Source organism: Empedobacter sedimenti (assembly GCF_030005555.1).
Classification (GTDB): domain Bacteria; phylum Bacteroidota; class Bacteroidia; order Flavobacteriales; family Weeksellaceae; genus Empedobacter; species Empedobacter sedimenti.
On sequence record NZ_JASCQG010000004.1, the window covers coordinates 91,690 to 111,534 of the forward strand.

Below are 19,845 nucleotides of genomic sequence, written 5' to 3' on the forward strand. Positions count from 1 at the left end.
ATGATTCAATTACCAACTGCAGGTTTATTGGTTATTAAGAACAATAAACTGCTTTTGACATTTAGCAAAAATAAAAAAGCGTGGTATTTACCAGGTGGAAAAATTGATAAAGGCGAAAATTCTGAAACAGCTTTGGTAAGAGAAATAAAAGAAGAATTGAGTTTGGATTTGGTAAAAGAAGAGCTCAATTTTTATTGTCATATTACGGCTGAAGCGTTTGGAGAACAAAATCTTTTGATGGAACAAGATTGTTTTTTGTACGATTTGAAAGACGAAATAAAACCAACAAACGAAATTGAGGCTGTTAAATATTTCACTTTTGAAGAATATTTACAAGAAGAAATTCAAGTAATTGGTGTGATCAACGTTTTTGAAAACTTGATAAATGATCATTTATTGAACTAAAAATAATTTCAAAAATAAAAGGCAATCTGTTATCGAGATTGCCTTTTGTTTTTTATTATTTTAACTTTTTCAAGATGTATTTATCTTTTAAATTTCCTGTGATTTCTTTTCCTTCTTGGTCTAAAACTCTCAATCTATATTCTTCCACTTTCAATATCAATGGACTTACATTTGAGTTTAAATGTAAAACATTTCCAGAAGCATCCCATTTATAAAAACCTTCATCTTGGTAAACTGTTTCTTTTCCTAAATATTCTTGCTCCAAAGCAAAGTTTCCATCTTTTTGTAAAACAACAGAATATTTTATTCCTTCGCAATCTGCACAAGGTAAAGTACCTACATATTCTCCAGCCCAATCTAAAGAATTTTTAGAGTTATGATCTGACATTGCCACTACTGCAGGAATAGCTTTGTCAACACTTTGTGTTTTGTTCTCTTGTTGAACACCTTTTGATTGGCAAGAAAATAATATAAATGATGCGAAAACACTCGCGATGATCGATTTTTTCATAAATAAGTTTTATGATATTTTTAACAACAAATTTAATACCAAATTACGACTATATTTTAATAACTTTCAACTAAAATTTGATAAAATGTTTCACTCAAAAAAAATACAAACACCTCTTGGAGAAATGCTTGCAATAAAGTCGGAAAAAGGACTTTGTATGTTAGAGTTTTTTGATGGAAAATCGACCGAAAAACAACTCAAAGAAATAGAAAGTTTGGGCGAAATTTTGGAAAAAGATGATGATATTTTGAATCGTTTAGAAAATGAATTAAATAATTATTTTGAAGGAAATCAAAAAGAATTTACCATTCCGCTTGATTTGATTGGAACAGATTTTCAGAGAAAAGTTTGGAACGAATTAATCAAAATTCCGTTTGGAGAAACAAGATCATACAAAGATCAATCGATCGCCGTTGGAGATTTATTAGCGATACGAGCAGTTGCAAACGCCAATGGGAAAAACAAAATTGCAATCGTAGTGCCTTGTCATCGCGTAATTGGCTCGGATGGCTCATTGACAGGTTACGCAGGTGGAAAGAAACGCAAACAATTTTTGTTGGAATTAGAATCGCAACAATTGAATCTGTTTTAGAAAAAATAATCGTAAATTAGCCAATCAGAAAAGTAATGTATGAGTGTTGAGCTATTACCAGATGGAAGAGTAAAAAAACCCGAATGGTTGCGTGTAAAATTGCCTACAGGGAAAAAACATCGCGAATTAAGAGGTTTAGTTGATAAATATAAATTAAACACCATTTGCCAAAGTGGAAGCTGTCCTAATATGGGCGAATGTTGGGGTGAAGGAACTGCAACATTTATGATTTTGGGAAATGTGTGTACGCGTTCATGCGGTTTTTGTGGTGTAAAAACTGGTCGTCCAGAGCAAGTGGATTGGGCAGAACCAGAAAAAGTAGCGCGTTCTATCAAATTAATGCAAATAAAACATGCGGTTTTAACGTCTGTTGACCGTGATGATTTAAAAGATATGGGTTCTATTATTTGGACAGAAACAATACATGCTGTTCGTAGAATTAGCCCTGGAACAACGATGGAAACTTTGATTCCAGATTTTCAAGGAGTTGAAAAACATATCGATCGTATTATAGAAGCTGCGCCAGAAGTACTTTCTCATAATATGGAAACGGTTCGTCGATTAACGCGTGAAGTTCGTATTCAGGCAAAATATGATCGTTCGTTAGAAGTCTTACGTTATGCAAAAGAAGCAGGTCAACGTCGTACAAAGACAGGAATTATGCTTGGTTTGGGTGAGTTTGAAGACGAAGTTTTCGAAACAATTCAGGAAGTTGCTGATGCAAATGTAGATGTTATTACAATTGGTCAATATTTACAGCCAACGAAAAAACATTTACCTTTGAAAGAATTTATCACGCCAGAACAATTCAAGAAATACGAAGATTTCGCACGTGGATTAGGATTCCGTCATGTAGAATCTGGACCATTGGTTCGTTCTTCTTATCACGCGGAAAAACATATTTTATAAATAGATTATTTCATCATATTTTAAAAGAGACACAAGTTATTGTGTCTCTTTTTTATTATATTTAAATCTTAATCACTAAATATGAAAAAACTAATTGCACTAATCATTTTAATTTCAAGCTATGCAAATGCACAGGTTTATGAGGTACTTATCGAAACCAAGCATCATACAGAATATACACCAGAACAAATTGAAAAAAGTTTTGGTTATATTAAAGATCCTGAAGTAAGGAAATGGAATATTGATCAAAATACAAATCCAAAACCGCTTGAATTTAAAATTTATTCTTCAAAAACAGAATTAAATACAATTGAACAAGAAAAAATTGATAATCAACAAGGAGTGCAAGGTGGAGTGAAAAAGTCAGCTCCAGGATTACCATTTGGTCTTACTTATTCTAATTTCGCAAATGGAGAAAATTATAGACAAGTTGATGTTTACGGAAAAAATTATATTGTTATAACTCCTTTAGAAGAATTGGATTGGAAATTTACAGACGAGACAAAAGAAATTCTTGGCTATAAAGCTTACAAAGCAACTGCCAAATACGGAGAATTTAATGTTGAAGCGTGGTTTACTAAGGAAATTGATTTTAATTTCATGCCAATTACAGTAAAACCGATTGAAGGTTTTGTCTTAGAAATGAATATTTTTCTTGAAGCAGAAAATGTTGGTAAATTGAATAACTACGTTAAAGTACTTACGATTAACAAAAATGTTAAAAAGTATAACTTCAAAATTCCAATAAAGGAACCAGGTAAAAAAGTTAATGTTGTATCGCCTCAAGAATTAGACAAAATTTACGAAGAAGCAAACAAGAAAAGAAGTGAAATGTATAATCAAGAAGGTGTTGATAAAAAATAAACTACTATGAAAAAATTAATCGCTCTTATCATTTTAATTTCAAGTTTTGCAAATGCGCAGTTTTATGAAATTGATTATGAAGTACAACCTCAAATACGTCTTACTCCTAAAGCTATGGAATCTTTGAATAATCATTATAAAGATAAAAAAGACCGAGAAAAAGCATTAGAAAGTTTAGAAAAAATAGATACGTTGTTCTATACATTTTCTTATAATAATGAGTTAAGTCAATCAGCTATTATAGAGAAAATAGATAATTCGCAAAGTGATGATTTTGATAGATGGAGTATTTCCCCAAAAATAGGGGGAAAATCATATATAAATTATAACGAAAAGCGTTCTTATACAGAAAAAGATTACTTTGAAAAAGTTTTTAATGTTTATGACTCTGTATATAAAATAGATTTTGTTGATACAGGTAAAACAAAAACTATTCTGGGAATTGAAACAAAAGAAGCAAAAGGAAATTACAAAGATGTTGATATAATTGCTTGGTATGCACCATCAATACCTTACAACTATTCTCCAGATATATATTATGGTACAAAAGGTTTGATTTTAGAATTACATTATAAATACATTCATGAAAAAAGTGATGCAGAATTTATGATTTCTTGGATTGCAACAAAGAAAAAAGAATTGAGAAAAGAACCCATTTTTAAATTTAATAAAAAGTTAGAGACAATTTCTTTATCACAGTTAACAGAAATGCAAAATTTAAGTATTAAACAATATTGGGAGGATAAGAACCTGGGTGTAGATAAATCAAACTAATATGAAAAAACTAATCACACTAATTGTCTTAATTTCTAGTTTTGCGAATGCGCAGTATTTTGAAGTAGAATATGAAACGCAAGTTAAAACGAAATACAATGAAAAAGGATTGAAATGGTTTGAAGAAAAAATTGAAAATCCTTTAGAAAGAAGAGAAACGATAGAGGCAAATGTAAATCCGCCAAAGGAATACTATTTGTTTAAGTTTAATGATTCTGAAGCTAATATTTCTTATATAAAAAAAGTAAATAATTCGCAAGGAGCTATTCAGCGATTCATTGTAACACCTACAAACTTTGGAACGAATTATTTCTATTATGATTTTAAAAATAATTTGAGACTAGAAGAACGCGATTTATATGGACGTAAATTTATTATCAAAAATAACTTCAAAAATTTAAATTTTGTTGATAACAACGAGACAAAAGAAATCTTAGGATATAAAACTCAACAAGCTGTTGCAACGGATGGTACATTAAAAATTCTTGTTTGGTACACAAAAGAGATCAAAAATAACTTTTCGCCCGATATTTATTTAGGCGCAAATGGTTTTGTATTGAGAGAAGAAATAATTGAAAATCTTGAAGATAGGGAGAGAGTTACAGTTATAGAAGCAATAAAGATAAAGCCTTTAAAAAAAGTTCAGATTTCCATTCCTAAAAAAGGAGAAATTGTAACAGAAAATGAATTTAAAAAAATAAATCTTGAGGTTAATCGCCAAAGAGACGAAGCCTACGAACAATCTCAAGGAAATGGAATTGATAAAAAATAAATAAACAACATAAACTTGCTTAACTTTAAGCAAGTTTTTTTGTGTATGAAAATTAAAGCAACATTACTCACAATTGGTGATGAAATTCTTATCGGTCAAATTGTCGATACAAATTCGGCATTTATCGCTAAACAATTGAATACAATTGGAGTTGAAGTAGAAGAAATTATTTCTGTTCAAGACGAAATGAGTCATATTATTGAAGCTTTCGAACGAGGAATTTCTAAATCAGATATTGTAATTGTAACAGGTGGTTTAGGACCAACAAAAGATGATAAAACCAAAGCAGCTTTGTGTCAATTTTTGAATTGTGAATTAGTTCAAGAACCTCAAATTTTAGAGAATATTGTCCAATTATTTCAAGCAAGAGGTTACACAAAAGAGTTAAATAGTTTGAATCAAGATCAAGCGTTAATTCCAGAAAAATCTACATTTATTCAGAACAAATACGGAACAGCGCCTTGTCTTTGGACAGAAATAGAAGATAGAATTATCATTAATTTGCCAGGTGTTCCTTTCGAAATGAAAGGTTTGATGCGCGACGAGATAATTCTAAGATTACAAAACCAATTTCAATCAGAAACGATTGTTCATCGTGATATTTTGGTGAGTGGAATTCCTGAAAGTGATTTGGCTCTATTAGTTGAAGAATGGGAGAATAATTTGCCTGAATTTATTCATTTGGCTTATTTACCGAATCGAACATCGATTGATTTACGATTTTCAGCATTTGGAACAGATAAAGAATTTTTACAAAATGAAATTCAATATCAAATCAATCAATTCAAATTAATCGCTGGTGAATTTCTGATTTCCGAAAATTCAGGAAGTGCGCAACAAGTTTTGGGCGATGTTTTAAAAGAAAAAGGATTGACAATTTCGACTGCCGAAAGTTGTACAGGAGGGTATATTGCAAGTTTGATCACGTCTGTTTCGGGAAGTTCTGCTTATTATTTTGGAACAATTGTTTCGTACGATACTTCTGTAAAAGTGAATATGCTCAATGTAAATCAATCTGATATTGATGAATTTACAGTAGTTTCGGAGCGAGTCGCTGAACAAATGGCAAAAGGTGTTCGAAATCAATTAAAAACGGATATTAGTATTTCCACAACTGGTGTTGCAGGTCCAAACAAAGGTGAAGATGGAAGAGAGGTTGGAACAGTTTGGATTTCGGTTACAAATGGTCTTTCTACATGGAATAAAACATATTTTTATCCTTATTTAGATCGAGAAGATTTCATCAAAATTATTTCCAATAATGCACTTAATTTGTCAATTCAGTTTGTGAGAGAATATTGTTAAAATAATAACTCATGGACAAATCAGGGTGATATGAAAAGATTATAATTAATACAGCGGTCATTCTGAGCCTGTCGAAGAATAAAGCTTTGTTTATGAGAAAAGTATATTATGTCTATATTATAAAATGTTCAGATGATTCGTATTATGTAGGAGTGACAAATAATCTTCAAAAAAGAATTAATGAGCATAATGAGGGAATAAATCCTATGAGTTATACTTTTTCGAGAAGACCAACTGAACTTGTTTTTAATCAAGAATTTTTAGACGCAAACGATGCAATAATTCTTGAGAAGAAACTGAAAGGTTGGAGTAGAGTTAAAAAAGAAGCTTTAATTAATAATAGATTTGAAGATTTACCTTTATTATCAAAAAATAGAAAAGACTCTTCGACAGGCTCAGAGTGACAGTGCTCATTTATTTTGAACTTTTTTAGCGTCATATAATTTCGAGAAAAAATTAAATTTTTTCTAAAATATATTTAGTCTATTAAATTAATAGAGTTTATATTTGTCGCAAATTTTGTGTCAAATGTTAAAAAAGATTGTGAGCAATACATTATTTCGATTGCTTTTGGGTGTGATTGCCGGTTTGTTTTTAGGAAATTATCTGAACGAAAATTCAATTCAAGTTGTTTTATCTTTAAAGTATTTTACAGGACAATTAATCTTCTTTTTGGTTCCGTTAATTGTAATTGGTTTCATTGTTTCATCAATTACAAAATTGAACGAAGGTTCAGCTAGAATTGTAGGTTTTTCATTATTAATAGCCTATTTATCTTCAATAGGAGCAGGTTTATTTTCGATGATTGCCGGTTATCAAATTATTCCAAATTTATCTATTCCAACTTCTGTAGATTCGTTGCGAGAAGTTCCGAAAATTTTATTTCAATTAGATATTCCACCAATTTTTTCGGTGATGACAGCGTTGGTTATTTCGTTGATGTTGGGAATGGGAATTTTGATTACAAAAGCGAAAGAGTTAGAAAAGATTTTTGACCAATTCAAAGATATTGTAGTTCTTTTGGTAAACAAAGTTTTGATTCCGATTTTACCTTTTTTTATTGCAGCAAATTTTGCAATTTTAAGTTACGAAGGCTCTATCGAAAAGCAATTGCCAGTTTTCTTAAAAGTAATTTTAATCGTTATTGTCGGTCATTTTATTTGGATGACATTAATGTATACAATTGCAGGATTTTATCATAAAACAAATCCATTCAAACTATTAAAATATTATCCACCAGTTTATTTAACAGCAGTTGGAACAATGTCTTCGGCCGCGTCTTTGGGGGTTGCAGTAAAAGCGGTGAATGATAGTAAAGTGATCAAACCAACAATTTCTAACTTTACGATTCCATTTTTCTCGAATACACATTTATGTGGCTCAGTTTTGACAGAAGTTTTCTTTGTAATGACGGTTTCGCAAGTTTTATATGGTCATATTCCTGATCTAGGAACAATGGTAACTTTTGTCTTGCTTTTAGGCGTTTTTGCTGTTGGTGCACCAGGAGTACCAGGTGGAACAGTTGTTGCTTCTTTGGGATTAATATCAAATGTTTTAGGATTTGATGAAGCTGGAGTCGCTTTAATCTTGACTATTTTTGCATTACAAGATAGTTTCGGAACTGCATGTAATATTACAACTGATGGCGCATTGAGTATGATTGTAGATAAATATGCAGAGAAGAAATAATTTTTATCCATCATAAAACAAAAAAAATCACTTCGTTTCGAAGTGATTTTTTTATGAATTATTTTCTTCTTCCTCGATGAGGTTTCTTTGGTTTCGTATCTTTTTTAGGTTTAAAACCTGTATTATTTTTTTTGAAATTATTGTTACTATTTGTTTCGGGCAACTTATAAAATTCCTTTGGCGTTTTAACTACTGTCACATAATTACCAATTAATTTTTCAATATTTGCTAAATCACCTCTTTCGTCGGCAGCACAAAAAGAAATTGCTTTTCCTTCTCGCCCAGCACGCCCTGTACGCCCAATTCTATGTACATAAGTTTCAGGAACTGTTGGTAACTCGTAATTTACAACAAATGGTAATTGGTCAATATCTATTCCGCGAGCAGCAATATCTGTAGCGACTAAAACTTTTAATTTTTCTTCTTTAAATTCATTCAAAGCTCTTTGACGAGCATTTTGTGATTTGTCACCGTGGATAGCAGCAGACGGAATTCCAGCTTTTTCCAAATGTCTAACCAAACGATTTGCACCATGTTTTGTACGCGTAAAAATTAAGGTACGATCTTCTGGATGATCGTTTAAAATACTGACCAAAAGTTTTACTTTCATGTCTTTATCTACGTGATAAACGATTTGTTCAACTGTTTCTGCTGTCGAAGAAACTGGTGTTACGCTGACTTCTTTTGGACGTCGAAGAACTGAATGAGAAAATTTACGGATTGATTTTGGCATTGTTGCCGAAAAGAAAAGTGATTGTCTTTCTTTTGGAATGATTTCTAAAATCTTTTGTACTTCGTGTACAAATCCCATGTCCAACATTCGGTCTGCTTCATCTAAAACAAAAATCTCAATTTGATTGACTTTTAAATGTCCTTGTCCAATCAGATCCAATAAACGACCAGGCGTTGCAATTAAGATATCTACACCATTTTTGATTGCTTCAATCTGAGGATTTTGATTAACACCTCCAAAAATAGCTAAATGTTTTAAGGGTAAATTTTTACCATACAACTGAAAACTTTCGTTGATTTGAATAGCTAATTCACGAGTGGGAGTAAGAATCAAAGTTCTTACTTTTTGTCCTTTACTCGGAGAATTAGTTAAATTTTGTAGAATAGGAATAGCAAACGAAGCTGTTTTTCCTGTTCCTGTTTGTGCACAACCAATAATATCATTTCCTTCTAGTACTAGTGGAATAGATTGCTCTTGAATTTCTGTTGGTTCTGTATAACCAGCTTCTTCAATTGCTTTTAATATTGGTTCAATAATATTTAGTTCTGAAAAATTCATCTTATAAATTTAAAATTTAAATATAAAAAGCACTTCAATAGGAAGTGCTTTTTATATAAGTAAAATTATTATTCTAATTCTTTTGCGCTACGATCTATTTTTTCATCAGGCTCTATTGCATGAACAGAATTCTGTGTATAATTGCGCCATCTGTCTAATAAATCGACCATATCAGCTGGTAATGGCGATTCGAAAGACATTTTTTCTCCCGTCGTTGGGTGTATAAATCCTAAAGTACGTGCATGTAATGCTTGACGAGGACATGCTTTGAAGCAATTCTCGATAAACTGTTTGTATTTAGAGAATGTTGTTCCTTTCAAAATACGTTCGCCACCATAACGCTCATCATTAAACAAAGGATGTCCTTTGTGTTTGAAGTGAGCACGTATCTGATGTGTACGACCAGTTTCTAATTTACATTCAACCAATGTAACATAAGAAAAACGCTCCAAAACTTTATAATGTGTTACAGCGTGTTTACCTTCGCTACCATCTTCAAAGACGGCCATTTGCATACGATCTTTTACATGACGACCAATGTGTCCTGTAATTGTTCCTCCGTCTTCTTCAATAGAACCCCAAACTAGAGCATTGTACAAACGATCTGTTGTATGTTCAGCAAACTGTAAAGCCAAATGATTCATGGCGTGTTCAGTTTTAGCAATAACTAATAAACCACTTGTATCTTTATCAATACGATGTACTAAACCAGGTCGTTCTAACTCCGCTGACATAGACGGTAAATTATCAAAATGATATTTTAATGCATTTACCAAAGTACCTGTATAATTTCCGTGACCAGGATGAACAACCATTCCTGGATCTTTGTCTACTACTGCAACTTGATCGTCTTCGTAAACGATATTTAACGGGATATTTTCTGCAATTACGTCATTTTCTCTTGGAGGAGTAGATAACATAACTTGAATAAGATCGCCAGGTTTTACTTTATAATTAGATTTTACTGGTTCGTTATTAACTAAAATATTTCCGTTTTCGGCAGCTTGTTGAATTTTATTTCTCGTTGCGTTCTCAATTCTTACCATTAAGAATTTGTCTATACGCAATAACGATTGACCTTTGTCAACCGTTATTGAGAAATGCTCATATAATTTATTGTCGTCCTCCTCTTGTAAGAAGTCTTCTAAATCTTCTGTCATTTATATCTTTCTATTCTATTATCACCTCTTCAGCAGCTTTTGGTGCTTCTGTTGGTGGTTTTTGTTCTTGTTGTGTTGGCGCAGTTTGTTTTTGCAATTCATCAATCTGTTGTTGTGCTTGCTGCGTCACGATATCTTTGTATTGAGAGCCACTGATTGTGTCTTCTCCAAAGTTTTTGTATTGTATATCTAACTCGCGTAATTGAGTTCTAATTTTATCTCTTGGCTCTGTTGATAACCAAATATCAATAGGTTGTCCTTGATCATAAGTATCCGTTGCGAAAGGGAATTGATAAACAACTCTTGCATTAATTGTATCTGTAGATGTACCAATAAATTTAACTTGTCCAATTTCAAAGAAATTATCTTTGATTGATCTTTTCGCATCAGTCAAAGTCAAATTAATTAAGTTAGGCATTCTTACACCAGCTAACATTCCACGTCCTAAAACTAAATCGACAGTAGCAAAACGAGGCAATTGTTCACCAGCTTTTACAATTTTTCCGTTGTATAAAATTTTAAGTACAGCATCTTTGGCTAAATCTGGTTCGTAAATAATTTTACCAATCTTAAGTCCAGAAATCTCTAATTGAGTAAATGCTAAACGTTTTGATTTACCAATTAAGTCAGGTAATTCAACCGGACGATATGTTTTCGGGTTTGATTTGATAAAAATACGACGACCTTCTTTTACACGTGATTGTGCAGTTGGATAAAAATCCATTATAGCAAAAGGTTTTGTATTAGGATCAAAACGCGAACTGTCTACTTCGTACGTTAATCCAAGCTCCTCTAATTTAGCGGTCGCTTCATTTATTTTCATTTTTGATAAATCCGGAACTTCCACAAATTCGTTATGGTTGGTATATGAATCTAACCAAACGTTAAATATAAAATGGTAAAGCCCATAAGATAAAGCTAAAACGATTGCTACGTTAAGCAAAACTTGAATGATTGATTTTACTCCTTTCATTGAAATGATTAATTGTCGCACAAATATAGTTTAAAAATAATATTTATGATTGATGTCAAAGTTCTATATTTGAATAAATTTTAAAATAAACATGTTAAGAGTAGCAGTTGTAGCAGGTGGATACACGGACGAAAGCGTTATTTCGCTAAAAAGTTGCGAATTAATATTTGCAAGTTTAAATCCAGAAAAGTACGACAGAACAAGGGTTCGAATCTTAAAAGAAGGTTGGTATGCCGAAATTGATGGTGAAAAATACCCAATCAATAAAGGAGATTTTTCTTTTGATAAAAACGGAGAGAAAATTAATTTCGATGTCGTTTTTAACACAATTCATGGTACACCAGGCGAAGATGGTTATTTACAAGCCTACTTCGAAATGATTGGTATGCCTTACAATGGTTGCCCATTTTATCAATCTGCCTTAACATTCAATAAAAAAGATTGTATTGCAGTGTTGAGTAAATATGGAATTCCGCATGCAAAGTCTGTTTATATTAATAATGGAGAACACTATTCTGAAGATGAAATCATCGCAACAGTAGGTTTACCTTGTTTTGTAAAACCAAATCGTTCAGGATCTAGTTTAGGAATTTCTAAAGTTCATCAAAAAGAAGAGTTTGAAGCTGCGATGCAAAAAGCTTTTAAAGAAGATACAGAAGTTTTGATTGAATCTTTCTTAGATGGAACAGAAGTTTCGGTAGGAGTTTTGAACTACAAAGGAGAAACAACTGTTTTAGGAATTACAGAAATCGTTTCGCACACAGAGTTCTTTGATTATGATGCAAAATACAATGGTTTATCTGATGAAATTACGCCAGCTCGTTTAACACCAGAAGTTGAAGCAAGAGTAAGAGAAGTTGCTGCAAAAGCGTATAAATGTATCAATATGTCTGGTTTTTCTCGTTCAGAGTATATTATTGTAAATGGAGAACCTCATTTTATTGAAATGAATACATTACCAGGTTTTTCACCAGCAAGTATTTTTCCTCAGCAAGCTGCAATTGCAGGAATTGCATTAGAGGATTTGATGGATAGTGAAATAGAATTTGCCTTAAATAGACCTTCAGCATGGATAGAGTAGCCGTTTTTCCTGGATCTTTTGATCCAATTACATTAGGACATTTAGATATTATAGAACGTGCGGTTCCGTTGTTTGACAAGATTATTGTAGCAATAGGAACAAATTCTTCTAAAAATTATATGTTTTCGTTAGAGCAACGAATCAAGTTTATTGAAGATTCTGTTGCAAAATTTGAAAATGTTTCAGTGATGGCTTATAATGGTCTGACTGTTGATTTTTGTGATGAGGTAAATGCACAATTTATTTTACGAGGACTTCGTAATCCAGCAGATTTTGAATTTGAGAAAGCAATTGCCCATACAAACCGTGCAATTACAAATCATAATATCGAAACTATTTTCTTGTTAACATCTTCAGGAAAAGCCTATATCAGTTCAAGTATTGTGCGTGATGTAATGCGTAATGGAGGTAAATATGAAATTTTAGTTCCAGATACTGTGAGAATTTAATAAGCGATATATAATATTATATATAAAACAAAAAAAAGGATACATTAATTATAATGTATCCTTTTTTTTGTTACTATAAATCTAGCGTTAATTGATCTGGTAATAATTTAAATGTCATACGGTGATATTTTGTAGCACCAAATTCTTTTATTGCAGCTCGATGATCTTTTGTAGGATAACCTTTATTCTTTTTCCAATTGTACATTGGATATTCTTCATGAATTTTTTCCATGTACTCATCGCGATAAGTTTTGGCAAGTATAGAAGCAGCTGCAATATTCATATACTTAGCATCTCCTTTTACAATACACTCATGTGGAACATCTTTATAAGCATTAAATCGATTTCCGTCAACAACGATCATTTCTTTAGGGCAATCTAATTGATCAATTGCACGATGCATAGCCAAAAAACTAGCGTTAAGAATATTAATTTCATCAATTTCATTAGGCCAAACAATTCCAACAGCCCAAAAACGTGCGTTTTCTTCGATGAAGGCCCTAAGGGAATTTCGTTTCTTTTCTGTTAATTTTTTTGAATCATTGATTATTTCATTTTCAAAATCATTTCCTAAAATAACAGCAGCGGCAACAACAGGTCCACTTAAACATCCTCTTCCTGCTTCATCACACCCTACTTCATATTCCCAATTTGATAAAACTTTAAGCAATTTTTTATTTTTTTAACAAAGTTATTAAAATTTAGTAAAAAAAAGTTTTGTAAATGTTATAGAAATCTTAAGTTTATAAAAGTTTTAAAAATGTTTTAACAAATGAGGAGAAATTTAAAAAACTTGTTTGTATTAGGAGGGCTTCTTTTAGGAGCTTCATTATACGCTCAAGAAAAGACGGTTACAGGTACTGTAACTGACAAAGATGGTTTCGGAGTTGCAGATGCTGTTGTAAAAAGTTCTTCTGGTAAAGAAGTTTATACTGATGAAGAAGGGAAATTCAGTATAGAAGCTAACCAAGGAGATATTATTACAGTTGAGTCTGTAGGATTACCAACACAAACTTTTGTTGTAGGTACTTCTACATCTTACAATGTGTCTTTAAAACAATCTGAAGAAATTGAATTAGAGGGTGCTGTTGTAACTGCATTAGGAATTACACGTGAGAAAAAATCTTTAGGATATGCTTCTCAAGAAGTAAAAGGTGATGTTATTGCAGCTGCAAGAGGGAATAATCCATTAAATTCTTTATCGGGGAATGTAGCTGGTCTATCAATCTCTAATAACTCAGGTAACTTAGGAGGGTCGACTCGTATTGTATTAAGAGGTTTACGTTCTATTACTGGAGAAAATAGACCATTAATTGTTATTGATGGAATTCCTATGAGTAACAATAACGTTAACGGATCTGGAGCATCAAGTGGTGGTGGTGGCCGTGATTATGGTGATGGAGCATTTGATATGAATCCTGATGATGTAGAATCTATCAATGTATTGAAAGGTGGACCTGCTTCAGCATTATATGGTTCTCGTGGAGCGAATGGTGTAATCATGATTACGACTAAAAAAGGTAAAAAAGGGCGTGATGAAATTACTGTTAATACAGGAGTTTCATTTGATCAAGTTGCAATTAGTCCAAAGTTACAAAGACTTTATGGAGGTGGATCAAAAGATACATTTAATACAATTACTGTAGATGGAAAAAAATACAATATTGTAGAGTATCAAATGGATGAATCTTGGGGACCTAAATACAATGGTCAAATGGTATTGCATTGGAATGCATTCAATCCAGAAGATCCAAAAAATTACATGATTGCGAAAGAATGGAAAGCACCAGCTCATGATGTAGACTCATTCTATAATACAGGTATTACGTATACTAACTCTGCAACTTTTGCAAAGTCTTATGAAAATACGAATGCTAAACTAGCAATATCGAATGTTAATCAAACAGGTATTATACCTAATTCTTCTTTAAAAAGAACAACACTTAACTTGGGTGTTGATAATAAATTCAACGATAAATTTCAAGTTTCTGGAGATATCAATTATGTAAGAACTGACGGATTTAATCGTCCTGAGTTTGGATATGGAGATAACTCTGTAATTCAGAAGTTTTATCAATGGGGACAACGTTCGTTAGATTTTTCAGCACTTAAAAACTATAAAAATAGTAAAGGAGAGCAGCAATCTTGGAACAGAACTGCTTGGAATAATGCAACGCCATTATATTCTGATAACCCGTATTGGATTATAAATGAAAATACATCTGATGATAGACGTGATCGTTTCTATGGAAATGTGAAGTTAAGATATGATATCTTACCTGGTTTATATGCTACAGGTGCTATTTATGGAGATCACTATAATTTACAAATTCAAGAAAGAGTTGCAATTGGATCTCAAGCTACTTCAGGATATTCACTATTTACTCGTCAGTTTACAGAGATGAACTATGAAGGACGTTTAAATTATGAGAAAAAATGGACTGATTTAAGTTTAAATGCTTTTGCAGGTGTTAATAGACGTCATGAGACAAGATCTAATGTTAATGCTGCAACATCAGGAGGGTTAGTAGTTCCAGATTTATATTCATTATCTAATTCAATGGCATCTCCTACAGTATCTAATTATAGATCTAAGAAAAGAGTAAATTCTGTATTTGCAGGAGCCTCATTAGGTTTTTATGATATTTTCTATTTAGATGTAACTGCTCGTAATGACTGGTCATCAACTTTACCTGATGGAAATAACTCATATTTTTACCCTTCAGTTTCTGGAGCTTTTGTTTTCTCAAATATCCTTAAACAAGATTGGTTAACATTTGGTAAAATTAGAGGAGGATGGTCTCGTGTAGCAAATGATACAGATCCATTTAATTTAATTGATACATACGCTAACAATACTTTTACAGGTACAACTAACTTAGGAGATCCTTATTATTTATTACCTGGAGCTAAGGCAAATAGAAATCTTAAACCTGAGATGGTAGATTCTTGGGAAGTTGGATTAGAAATGCAATTCTTCAAAAATCGTTTTGGATTTGATGTAACTTACTATCAACAAAAAACAAATGATTTAATTGTTCAAAATACAACTCCACCAGAAACAGGATTTACTGCTAAATGGTATAACGCTGGGGTAATGGAAAACAAAGGTATTGAAGCAATGGTAAGAATTACACCAATTCAAACTGAAGAGTTCTCATGGGATTTTGCATGGAATTTTGCTAAAAACGACAACAAAATTGTAGAACTTTACGGAGACTTACAATCTATTACTTTAGCAACAGCACCATTCAAAGCTGGAGTTTACGCGATGTTAGGATCTAAATACGGTCAAATCCGTGGAACGGATTTTATTTATGATGATCAAGGAAACAAAGTAGTAGGAGCAAATGGATTATATATTTCATCAGGTGTTAAAAATTTAGGTTCAGTTTTACCAGATTATAACATGGGATTCCGTAATACATTTACTTACAAAGGAGTGTCTTTATCAGCTTTAATTGATGTTCAAAAAGGAGGTAAATATTTTGCATTAACAAATATGTGGGGTATGTACTCTGGTATGTTAGAAGCTACAGCTGCTAATGGAGTTCGTGAAAATGGGGTTATTTCTAAAGGAGTTACAGGAACAGTTAAATCTAATGGAGATGGTACTTACACAGTAACAAATACTGCAGAGAATAAAACTGTAGTAGATGCTTCTGATTACTTCGGAAATTATTATGCAGGACCAACTTCTCAAAACGTATTTGATTCTGATTATATTAAATTAAGAGAAGTTACATTATCGTATACTTTCCCTAAAAAATGGTCAGGACCATTCTCTAATGTTGTGGTTTCTGCCTTCGGAAGAAACTTAGCTACATGGGGATTAGATAACAAAGACTTTGATCCTGAAGTTGCTACAGGAGGTTCAGGAAATGTACAAGGTTTAGAAGGAGGTTCATTACCTTCAACAAGATCTTTTGGTATGAATCTTAAATTACAATTTTAATTTACAAAAAGAGTTATGAAAAAGAATATAGGAAAATATTTGTTAATGGCTACTTTGTTAGGTTCTACAGCAATGTTCACTTCTTGTGACAATGGATTAGCAGAACTTAATGAAAATCCAAATAGCCCTGAAATTGTACCTACGTATACTGTTTTTAATGGTGCTACAAGATATTTAATGTCTAGTGCTCGTGATGGATGGTGGTCAGCACGTTTGTCAATGCCTTGGATGCAATATACAGCGCAAATCAATTATACAGAAGAAGATAAGTATCAATACCGTGATACACAAACAACGAATTCATGGATTCAGTTATACAGATCAGCTTCTAACTTTAAAGATATTATTGATAAATGTAAGAACCCAGCTACAGCAGCTCAAATGGAGCAATATGGATATTTAGATAACCAAATTGCAATATCGAGAATTATGTTAGCTTATACGTTTGATCAATTAGTATCTAGCTATGGAGATGTACCTTATTGGTCTTATGGTAATAAGAATGCAGATTTTCAGGCATTACAAATTGATGATTTTGCTGCACCAAAATATGTTACTCAGCAAGTTATTTATGAAGACTTATTAAAAGAGTTAAAAGAAGCTTCTGAACAAATTAATGTTAAACAATCTGGATTTACTGCTGGAGATAACATTTATGGAGGAGATGCTGCAAAATGGAAAAAGTTTGCAAACTCTTTACGTTTAAGAATCGCTAATCGTGTAAAAGCTAAATTACCATCAGCAAATGCTCATATTACAGATGCTATTGCAAAAGGAGTTTTTACATCTAATGATGATAATGCGGCTCAAGCATTTGGAAATTCAACAGCTGAAGGATCTCCATTCTGGGCAACTTTCTTTACAGGAAGTATGCGTACTGACTTTGCGATGAATAAACAATTCATTAATTTATTAAAAGGTCAATCAACGAAAAACTTTGGATTAGATCCTCGTTTACAAGCTTATGCAGCTCCAACAGGTCTTAAAAAATCTGAAGTTTATCCAGCTTCTTATTCAGATTCTAATGATTTAACAAAATACGAAGGTATGCCTTATGGTTTACCAGATAAAATGTTATCATTAAACAATGATACTTCAACACTTTCGTTTGCATCTAAGTATGTAATGACTCCTACTTATGCAGAAGTTTTAATGGAATATGCTGAGGTAGAATTTATCTTATCAGAATTAAACGGATGGGATGCTACGCACTATAAAGCAGGAGTACAAGCTTCTATGGATAAATGGGGAGTAGATGCAGCTAAAGCAACAGCTTATGTAAATGCATTACCAGCGGCTAATCAAGAGAATGTTATTTCTCAAAAATATTTAGCTTTATTCATGCAAGGAGCTGAGGCTTGGAATGAGTATCGTAGAACTGGTTACCCTTCAGGTGGTATTTTATTATTACCAGGGCAAACAGCAAAAGATAATAATGGAGCAACTTATACATTTACTCCTTTAATGTCAGGTAATGTTGTTGCTAAAGACTTACCAGCTCGTGTACGTTATCCAATTACTCAACCATCATTAAATGGAGCTAACTATAAAGATGCTTCATCAAAATTAAGTAATGGCGATGAGATTAATTCAAAATTATTTTTCGCTAAATAATAAAATTAATTATCCTCAATAGTTTTTAAACCACTTCGAAAGAAGTGGTTTTTTCTTTTAGTTTATTTTTTGTAAATTCATCTCTAATGAAACATAGGTTATGAATTTTATAATAAAGACTTTTTTTATATTATTAAGCTTTACTAATTTAATTTTTGCTCAAAGTAATTTAAGAAAAGTAGAGATAAGTATTTGCTTAAATTATAATTTTGATTCTAACTTACTATTGGATACACCAGATGATTTGGGTGATATTCAAGATGAGTTTTATCGGCAGAATCCAGATTTAGATGATTCTAAGTATACTCACGATGGAGTTGTCTATAAGAACTTACTTACTACAATAAGATATTCTAATGTGAAAAGAACTTTTCTAATTGATGATGGAAATAAAGATAGAAAAGTTTTTTATTTGAAATTCATGGAGAATACAATGAATAACCCAAATTTTTTTCCTGTAGAAGTAACTTATATTAGAAGTAGAAATCCACCTTCTCTTAGTGGCGAAGTATTAGAAGGTTGTCTAGAAAATAATTTCGAAAAATATGATTTAACAAATATTTCTTTGATAAAAGCTTTTATTGATGTTCCTATAGATGAAAGAGTTTTACTTTTTAGTCTTTATAAAAGTAAAATTGATATGGAGTTAGATCAAAATAAAATAGAGGATTCAGAGTGGAGAAATTATATAATTAATCCAACAGACCATCATAAAGTTTATTTAAAAATATCATTTAAAGACTCAGATAAAAAATGTATATCATATTCAGCAATTGATTTAAAATTAAAAGACTATTCAACTCAATTGAAGCAGACTGAATTTGAGTTTTGTGGAACACCATTTACTATTGACGGACCAGATAATCAATCTAATTATGAATGGTATTATAATGGCGTTTTAAAATCAAAAAATAAGGATGTTACTATTGATGAATTAGGAGAGTGGATAGTTTATTTTGATAATGATTTGGGGTGTAAATCAAGTGTTAAAGTAAATGTTATTTCAGAAAAATTAAGATCAAGAATAGAAAAAGTTACTGCAACATCAAATAGTGTAACGATAATTCCTTTCCCTAATGCGAATCTTGAAATGTATTCATTAGATGGAATTAATTTTCAAAAAAGTCCAATTTTTTATAATCAAACAGCTGACTTTGTTAATATTTGGTATAAAACAAAATTAGGATGCGTTTTTGGTCCATTTCCATTTGATATTGCCAATGGTTTCAATTTTTTATCGCCTAATGGTGATGGTATTAATGATACATGGAATCTTAGAAATAAAGAGTTTTATAAGAATGCAATTATTCAAATTTTTGATAGATATGGAAAGATTGTCGAAGATGGTATTGTGAATGATATTCTCCCTTGGAATGGAAAAAGGAATAATTTGACTTTACCAACAGGTTCTTATTGGTTTATTATTAAAGACGAGAAAGAAACATTGAAATCAGGATATATTGTATTGAAATTAAAATAGCAAACCATTTGGTTTGCTATT

At 31.7% G+C, this 19,845-nt stretch carries 19 protein-coding genes; 14 read left to right on the plus strand and 5 right to left on the minus strand.

Translation table 11 applies throughout. The annotated features are described in order from the left end of the window. Complete coding sequence (locus tag QHG34_RS05625) at positions 1 to 405, plus strand: NUDIX hydrolase (RefSeq protein ID WP_282629226.1); 405 nt, start codon at positions 1 to 3, stop codon at positions 403 to 405. 55 nt (positions 406 to 460) lie between these two features. Here the strand turns inward: QHG34_RS05625 and QHG34_RS05630 are convergent, their stop codons facing one another. Continuing rightward, the gene (locus QHG34_RS05630) at positions 461 to 916 is read right to left on the minus strand and encodes a copper resistance protein NlpE (RefSeq protein ID WP_282629227.1); all 456 of its coding nucleotides are present in this window, start codon (positions 914 to 916) and stop codon (positions 461 to 463) included. Positions 917 to 1,001: 85 nt separating this feature from the next. Here QHG34_RS05630 and QHG34_RS05635 point away from each other — a divergent pair, with 85 nt between their 5' ends. The 8 genes from QHG34_RS05635 (at position 1,002) to QHG34_RS05670 (ending at position 7,821) form a co-directional block, all read left to right on the plus strand. Beyond that, a complete protein-coding gene (locus QHG34_RS05635; protein ID WP_282629228.1) occupies positions 1,002 to 1,508 on the plus strand; it encodes a methylated-DNA--[protein]-cysteine S-methyltransferase in 507 nt (168 codons plus the stop codon). A 39-nt stretch (positions 1,509 to 1,547) separates the two neighbouring features. Further along, a complete protein-coding gene (gene lipA, locus QHG34_RS05640; protein WP_282629229.1) occupies positions 1,548 to 2,417 on the plus strand; it encodes a lipoyl synthase in 870 nt (289 codons plus the stop codon). 81 nt (positions 2,418 to 2,498) lie between these two features. Then, on the plus strand, positions 2,499 to 3,281 hold the full coding sequence (locus QHG34_RS05645; RefSeq protein WP_282629230.1) for a GLPGLI family protein: 783 nt from the start codon (positions 2,499 to 2,501) through the stop codon (positions 3,279 to 3,281). Positions 3,282 to 3,287: 6 nt separating this feature from the next. Beyond that, on the plus strand, positions 3,288 to 4,055 hold the full coding sequence (locus tag QHG34_RS05650; protein ID WP_282629231.1) for a GLPGLI family protein: 768 nt from the start codon (positions 3,288 to 3,290) through the stop codon (positions 4,053 to 4,055). 1 nt (position 4,056) lies between these two features. After that, positions 4,057 to 4,827: a GLPGLI family protein gene (locus tag QHG34_RS05655; protein ID WP_282629232.1), complete on the plus strand. Its 771-nt coding sequence runs from the start codon at positions 4,057 to 4,059 to the stop codon at positions 4,825 to 4,827. A gap of 45 nt (positions 4,828 to 4,872) precedes the next feature. Then, positions 4,873 to 6,132 carry a CinA family nicotinamide mononucleotide deamidase-related protein gene (locus tag QHG34_RS05660; RefSeq protein WP_282629233.1) on the plus strand — a complete coding sequence of 420 codons (1,260 nt, stop codon included), beginning with the start codon at positions 4,873 to 4,875 and terminating at the stop codon, positions 6,130 to 6,132. A gap of 92 nt (positions 6,133 to 6,224) precedes the next feature. Next, a complete protein-coding gene (locus QHG34_RS05665) occupies positions 6,225 to 6,536 on the plus strand; it encodes a GIY-YIG nuclease family protein (RefSeq protein WP_282629234.1) in 312 nt (103 codons plus the stop codon). 124 nt (positions 6,537 to 6,660) lie between these two features. Beyond that, entirely contained in the window at positions 6,661 to 7,821 is a 1,161-nt protein-coding gene (locus QHG34_RS05670) for a dicarboxylate/amino acid:cation symporter (RefSeq protein ID WP_282629235.1), read from the plus strand. Positions 7,822 to 7,879: 58 nt separating this feature from the next. Here QHG34_RS05670 and QHG34_RS05675 read toward each other — a convergent pair whose 3' ends face one another. The 3 genes from QHG34_RS05675 to QHG34_RS05685 all read right to left on the minus strand — a co-directional run bounded on the left by QHG34_RS05675 (position 7,880) and on the right by QHG34_RS05685 (position 11,245). Continuing rightward, a complete protein-coding gene (locus tag QHG34_RS05675) occupies positions 7,880 to 9,112 on the minus strand; it encodes a DEAD/DEAH box helicase (RefSeq protein WP_282629236.1) in 1,233 nt (410 codons plus the stop codon). A 68-nt stretch (positions 9,113 to 9,180) separates the two neighbouring features. Continuing rightward, on the minus strand, positions 9,181 to 10,272 hold the full coding sequence (locus QHG34_RS05680) for an RluA family pseudouridine synthase (protein WP_282629237.1): 1,092 nt from the start codon (positions 10,270 to 10,272) through the stop codon (positions 9,181 to 9,183). A gap of 10 nt (positions 10,273 to 10,282) precedes the next feature. Beyond that, positions 10,283 to 11,245 carry a PASTA domain-containing protein gene (locus QHG34_RS05685; RefSeq protein ID WP_282629238.1) on the minus strand — a complete coding sequence of 321 codons (963 nt, stop codon included), beginning with the start codon at positions 11,243 to 11,245 and terminating at the stop codon, positions 10,283 to 10,285. A 91-nt stretch (positions 11,246 to 11,336) separates the two neighbouring features. Between QHG34_RS05685 and QHG34_RS05690 the strand changes: the two genes are divergently transcribed. Together QHG34_RS05690 and coaD are read left to right on the plus strand one after the other, a co-directional pair. Further along, positions 11,337 to 12,326 carry a D-alanine--D-alanine ligase gene (locus QHG34_RS05690; RefSeq protein ID WP_282629239.1) on the plus strand — a complete coding sequence of 330 codons (990 nt, stop codon included), beginning with the start codon at positions 11,337 to 11,339 and terminating at the stop codon, positions 12,324 to 12,326. Then, on the plus strand, positions 12,314 to 12,775 hold the full coding sequence (coaD, locus tag QHG34_RS05695; protein WP_282629240.1) for a pantetheine-phosphate adenylyltransferase: 462 nt from the start codon (positions 12,314 to 12,316) through the stop codon (positions 12,773 to 12,775). The genes QHG34_RS05690 and coaD overlap by 13 nt, the downstream gene beginning before the upstream one ends. Positions 12,776 to 12,848: 73 nt before the next feature. On the opposite strand, the gene QHG34_RS05700 is transcribed toward coaD, so the two are convergent. Then, the gene (locus QHG34_RS05700; RefSeq protein WP_282629241.1) at positions 12,849 to 13,445 is read right to left on the minus strand and encodes a ribonuclease HII; all 597 of its coding nucleotides are present in this window, start codon (positions 13,443 to 13,445) and stop codon (positions 12,849 to 12,851) included. Between the two features lie 102 nt (positions 13,446 to 13,547). Between QHG34_RS05700 and QHG34_RS05705 the strand changes: the two genes are divergently transcribed. The 3 genes from QHG34_RS05705 to QHG34_RS05715 all read left to right on the plus strand — a co-directional run bounded on the left by QHG34_RS05705 (position 13,548) and on the right by QHG34_RS05715 (position 19,824). Beyond that, positions 13,548 to 16,730 carry a SusC/RagA family TonB-linked outer membrane protein gene (locus tag QHG34_RS05705; protein ID WP_282629242.1) on the plus strand — a complete coding sequence of 1,061 codons (3,183 nt, stop codon included), beginning with the start codon at positions 13,548 to 13,550 and terminating at the stop codon, positions 16,728 to 16,730. Between the two features lie 15 nt (positions 16,731 to 16,745). Continuing rightward, positions 16,746 to 18,344 (plus strand): SusD/RagB family nutrient-binding outer membrane lipoprotein, encoded by a 1,599-nt coding sequence (locus QHG34_RS05710; protein WP_282629243.1) that lies wholly within the window; start codon positions 16,746 to 16,748, stop codon positions 18,342 to 18,344. A gap of 100 nt (positions 18,345 to 18,444) precedes the next feature. Continuing rightward, a complete protein-coding gene (locus tag QHG34_RS05715) occupies positions 18,445 to 19,824 on the plus strand; it encodes a T9SS type B sorting domain-containing protein (protein ID WP_282629244.1) in 1,380 nt (459 codons plus the stop codon). Positions 19,825 to 19,845: the final 21 nt, after the last annotated feature.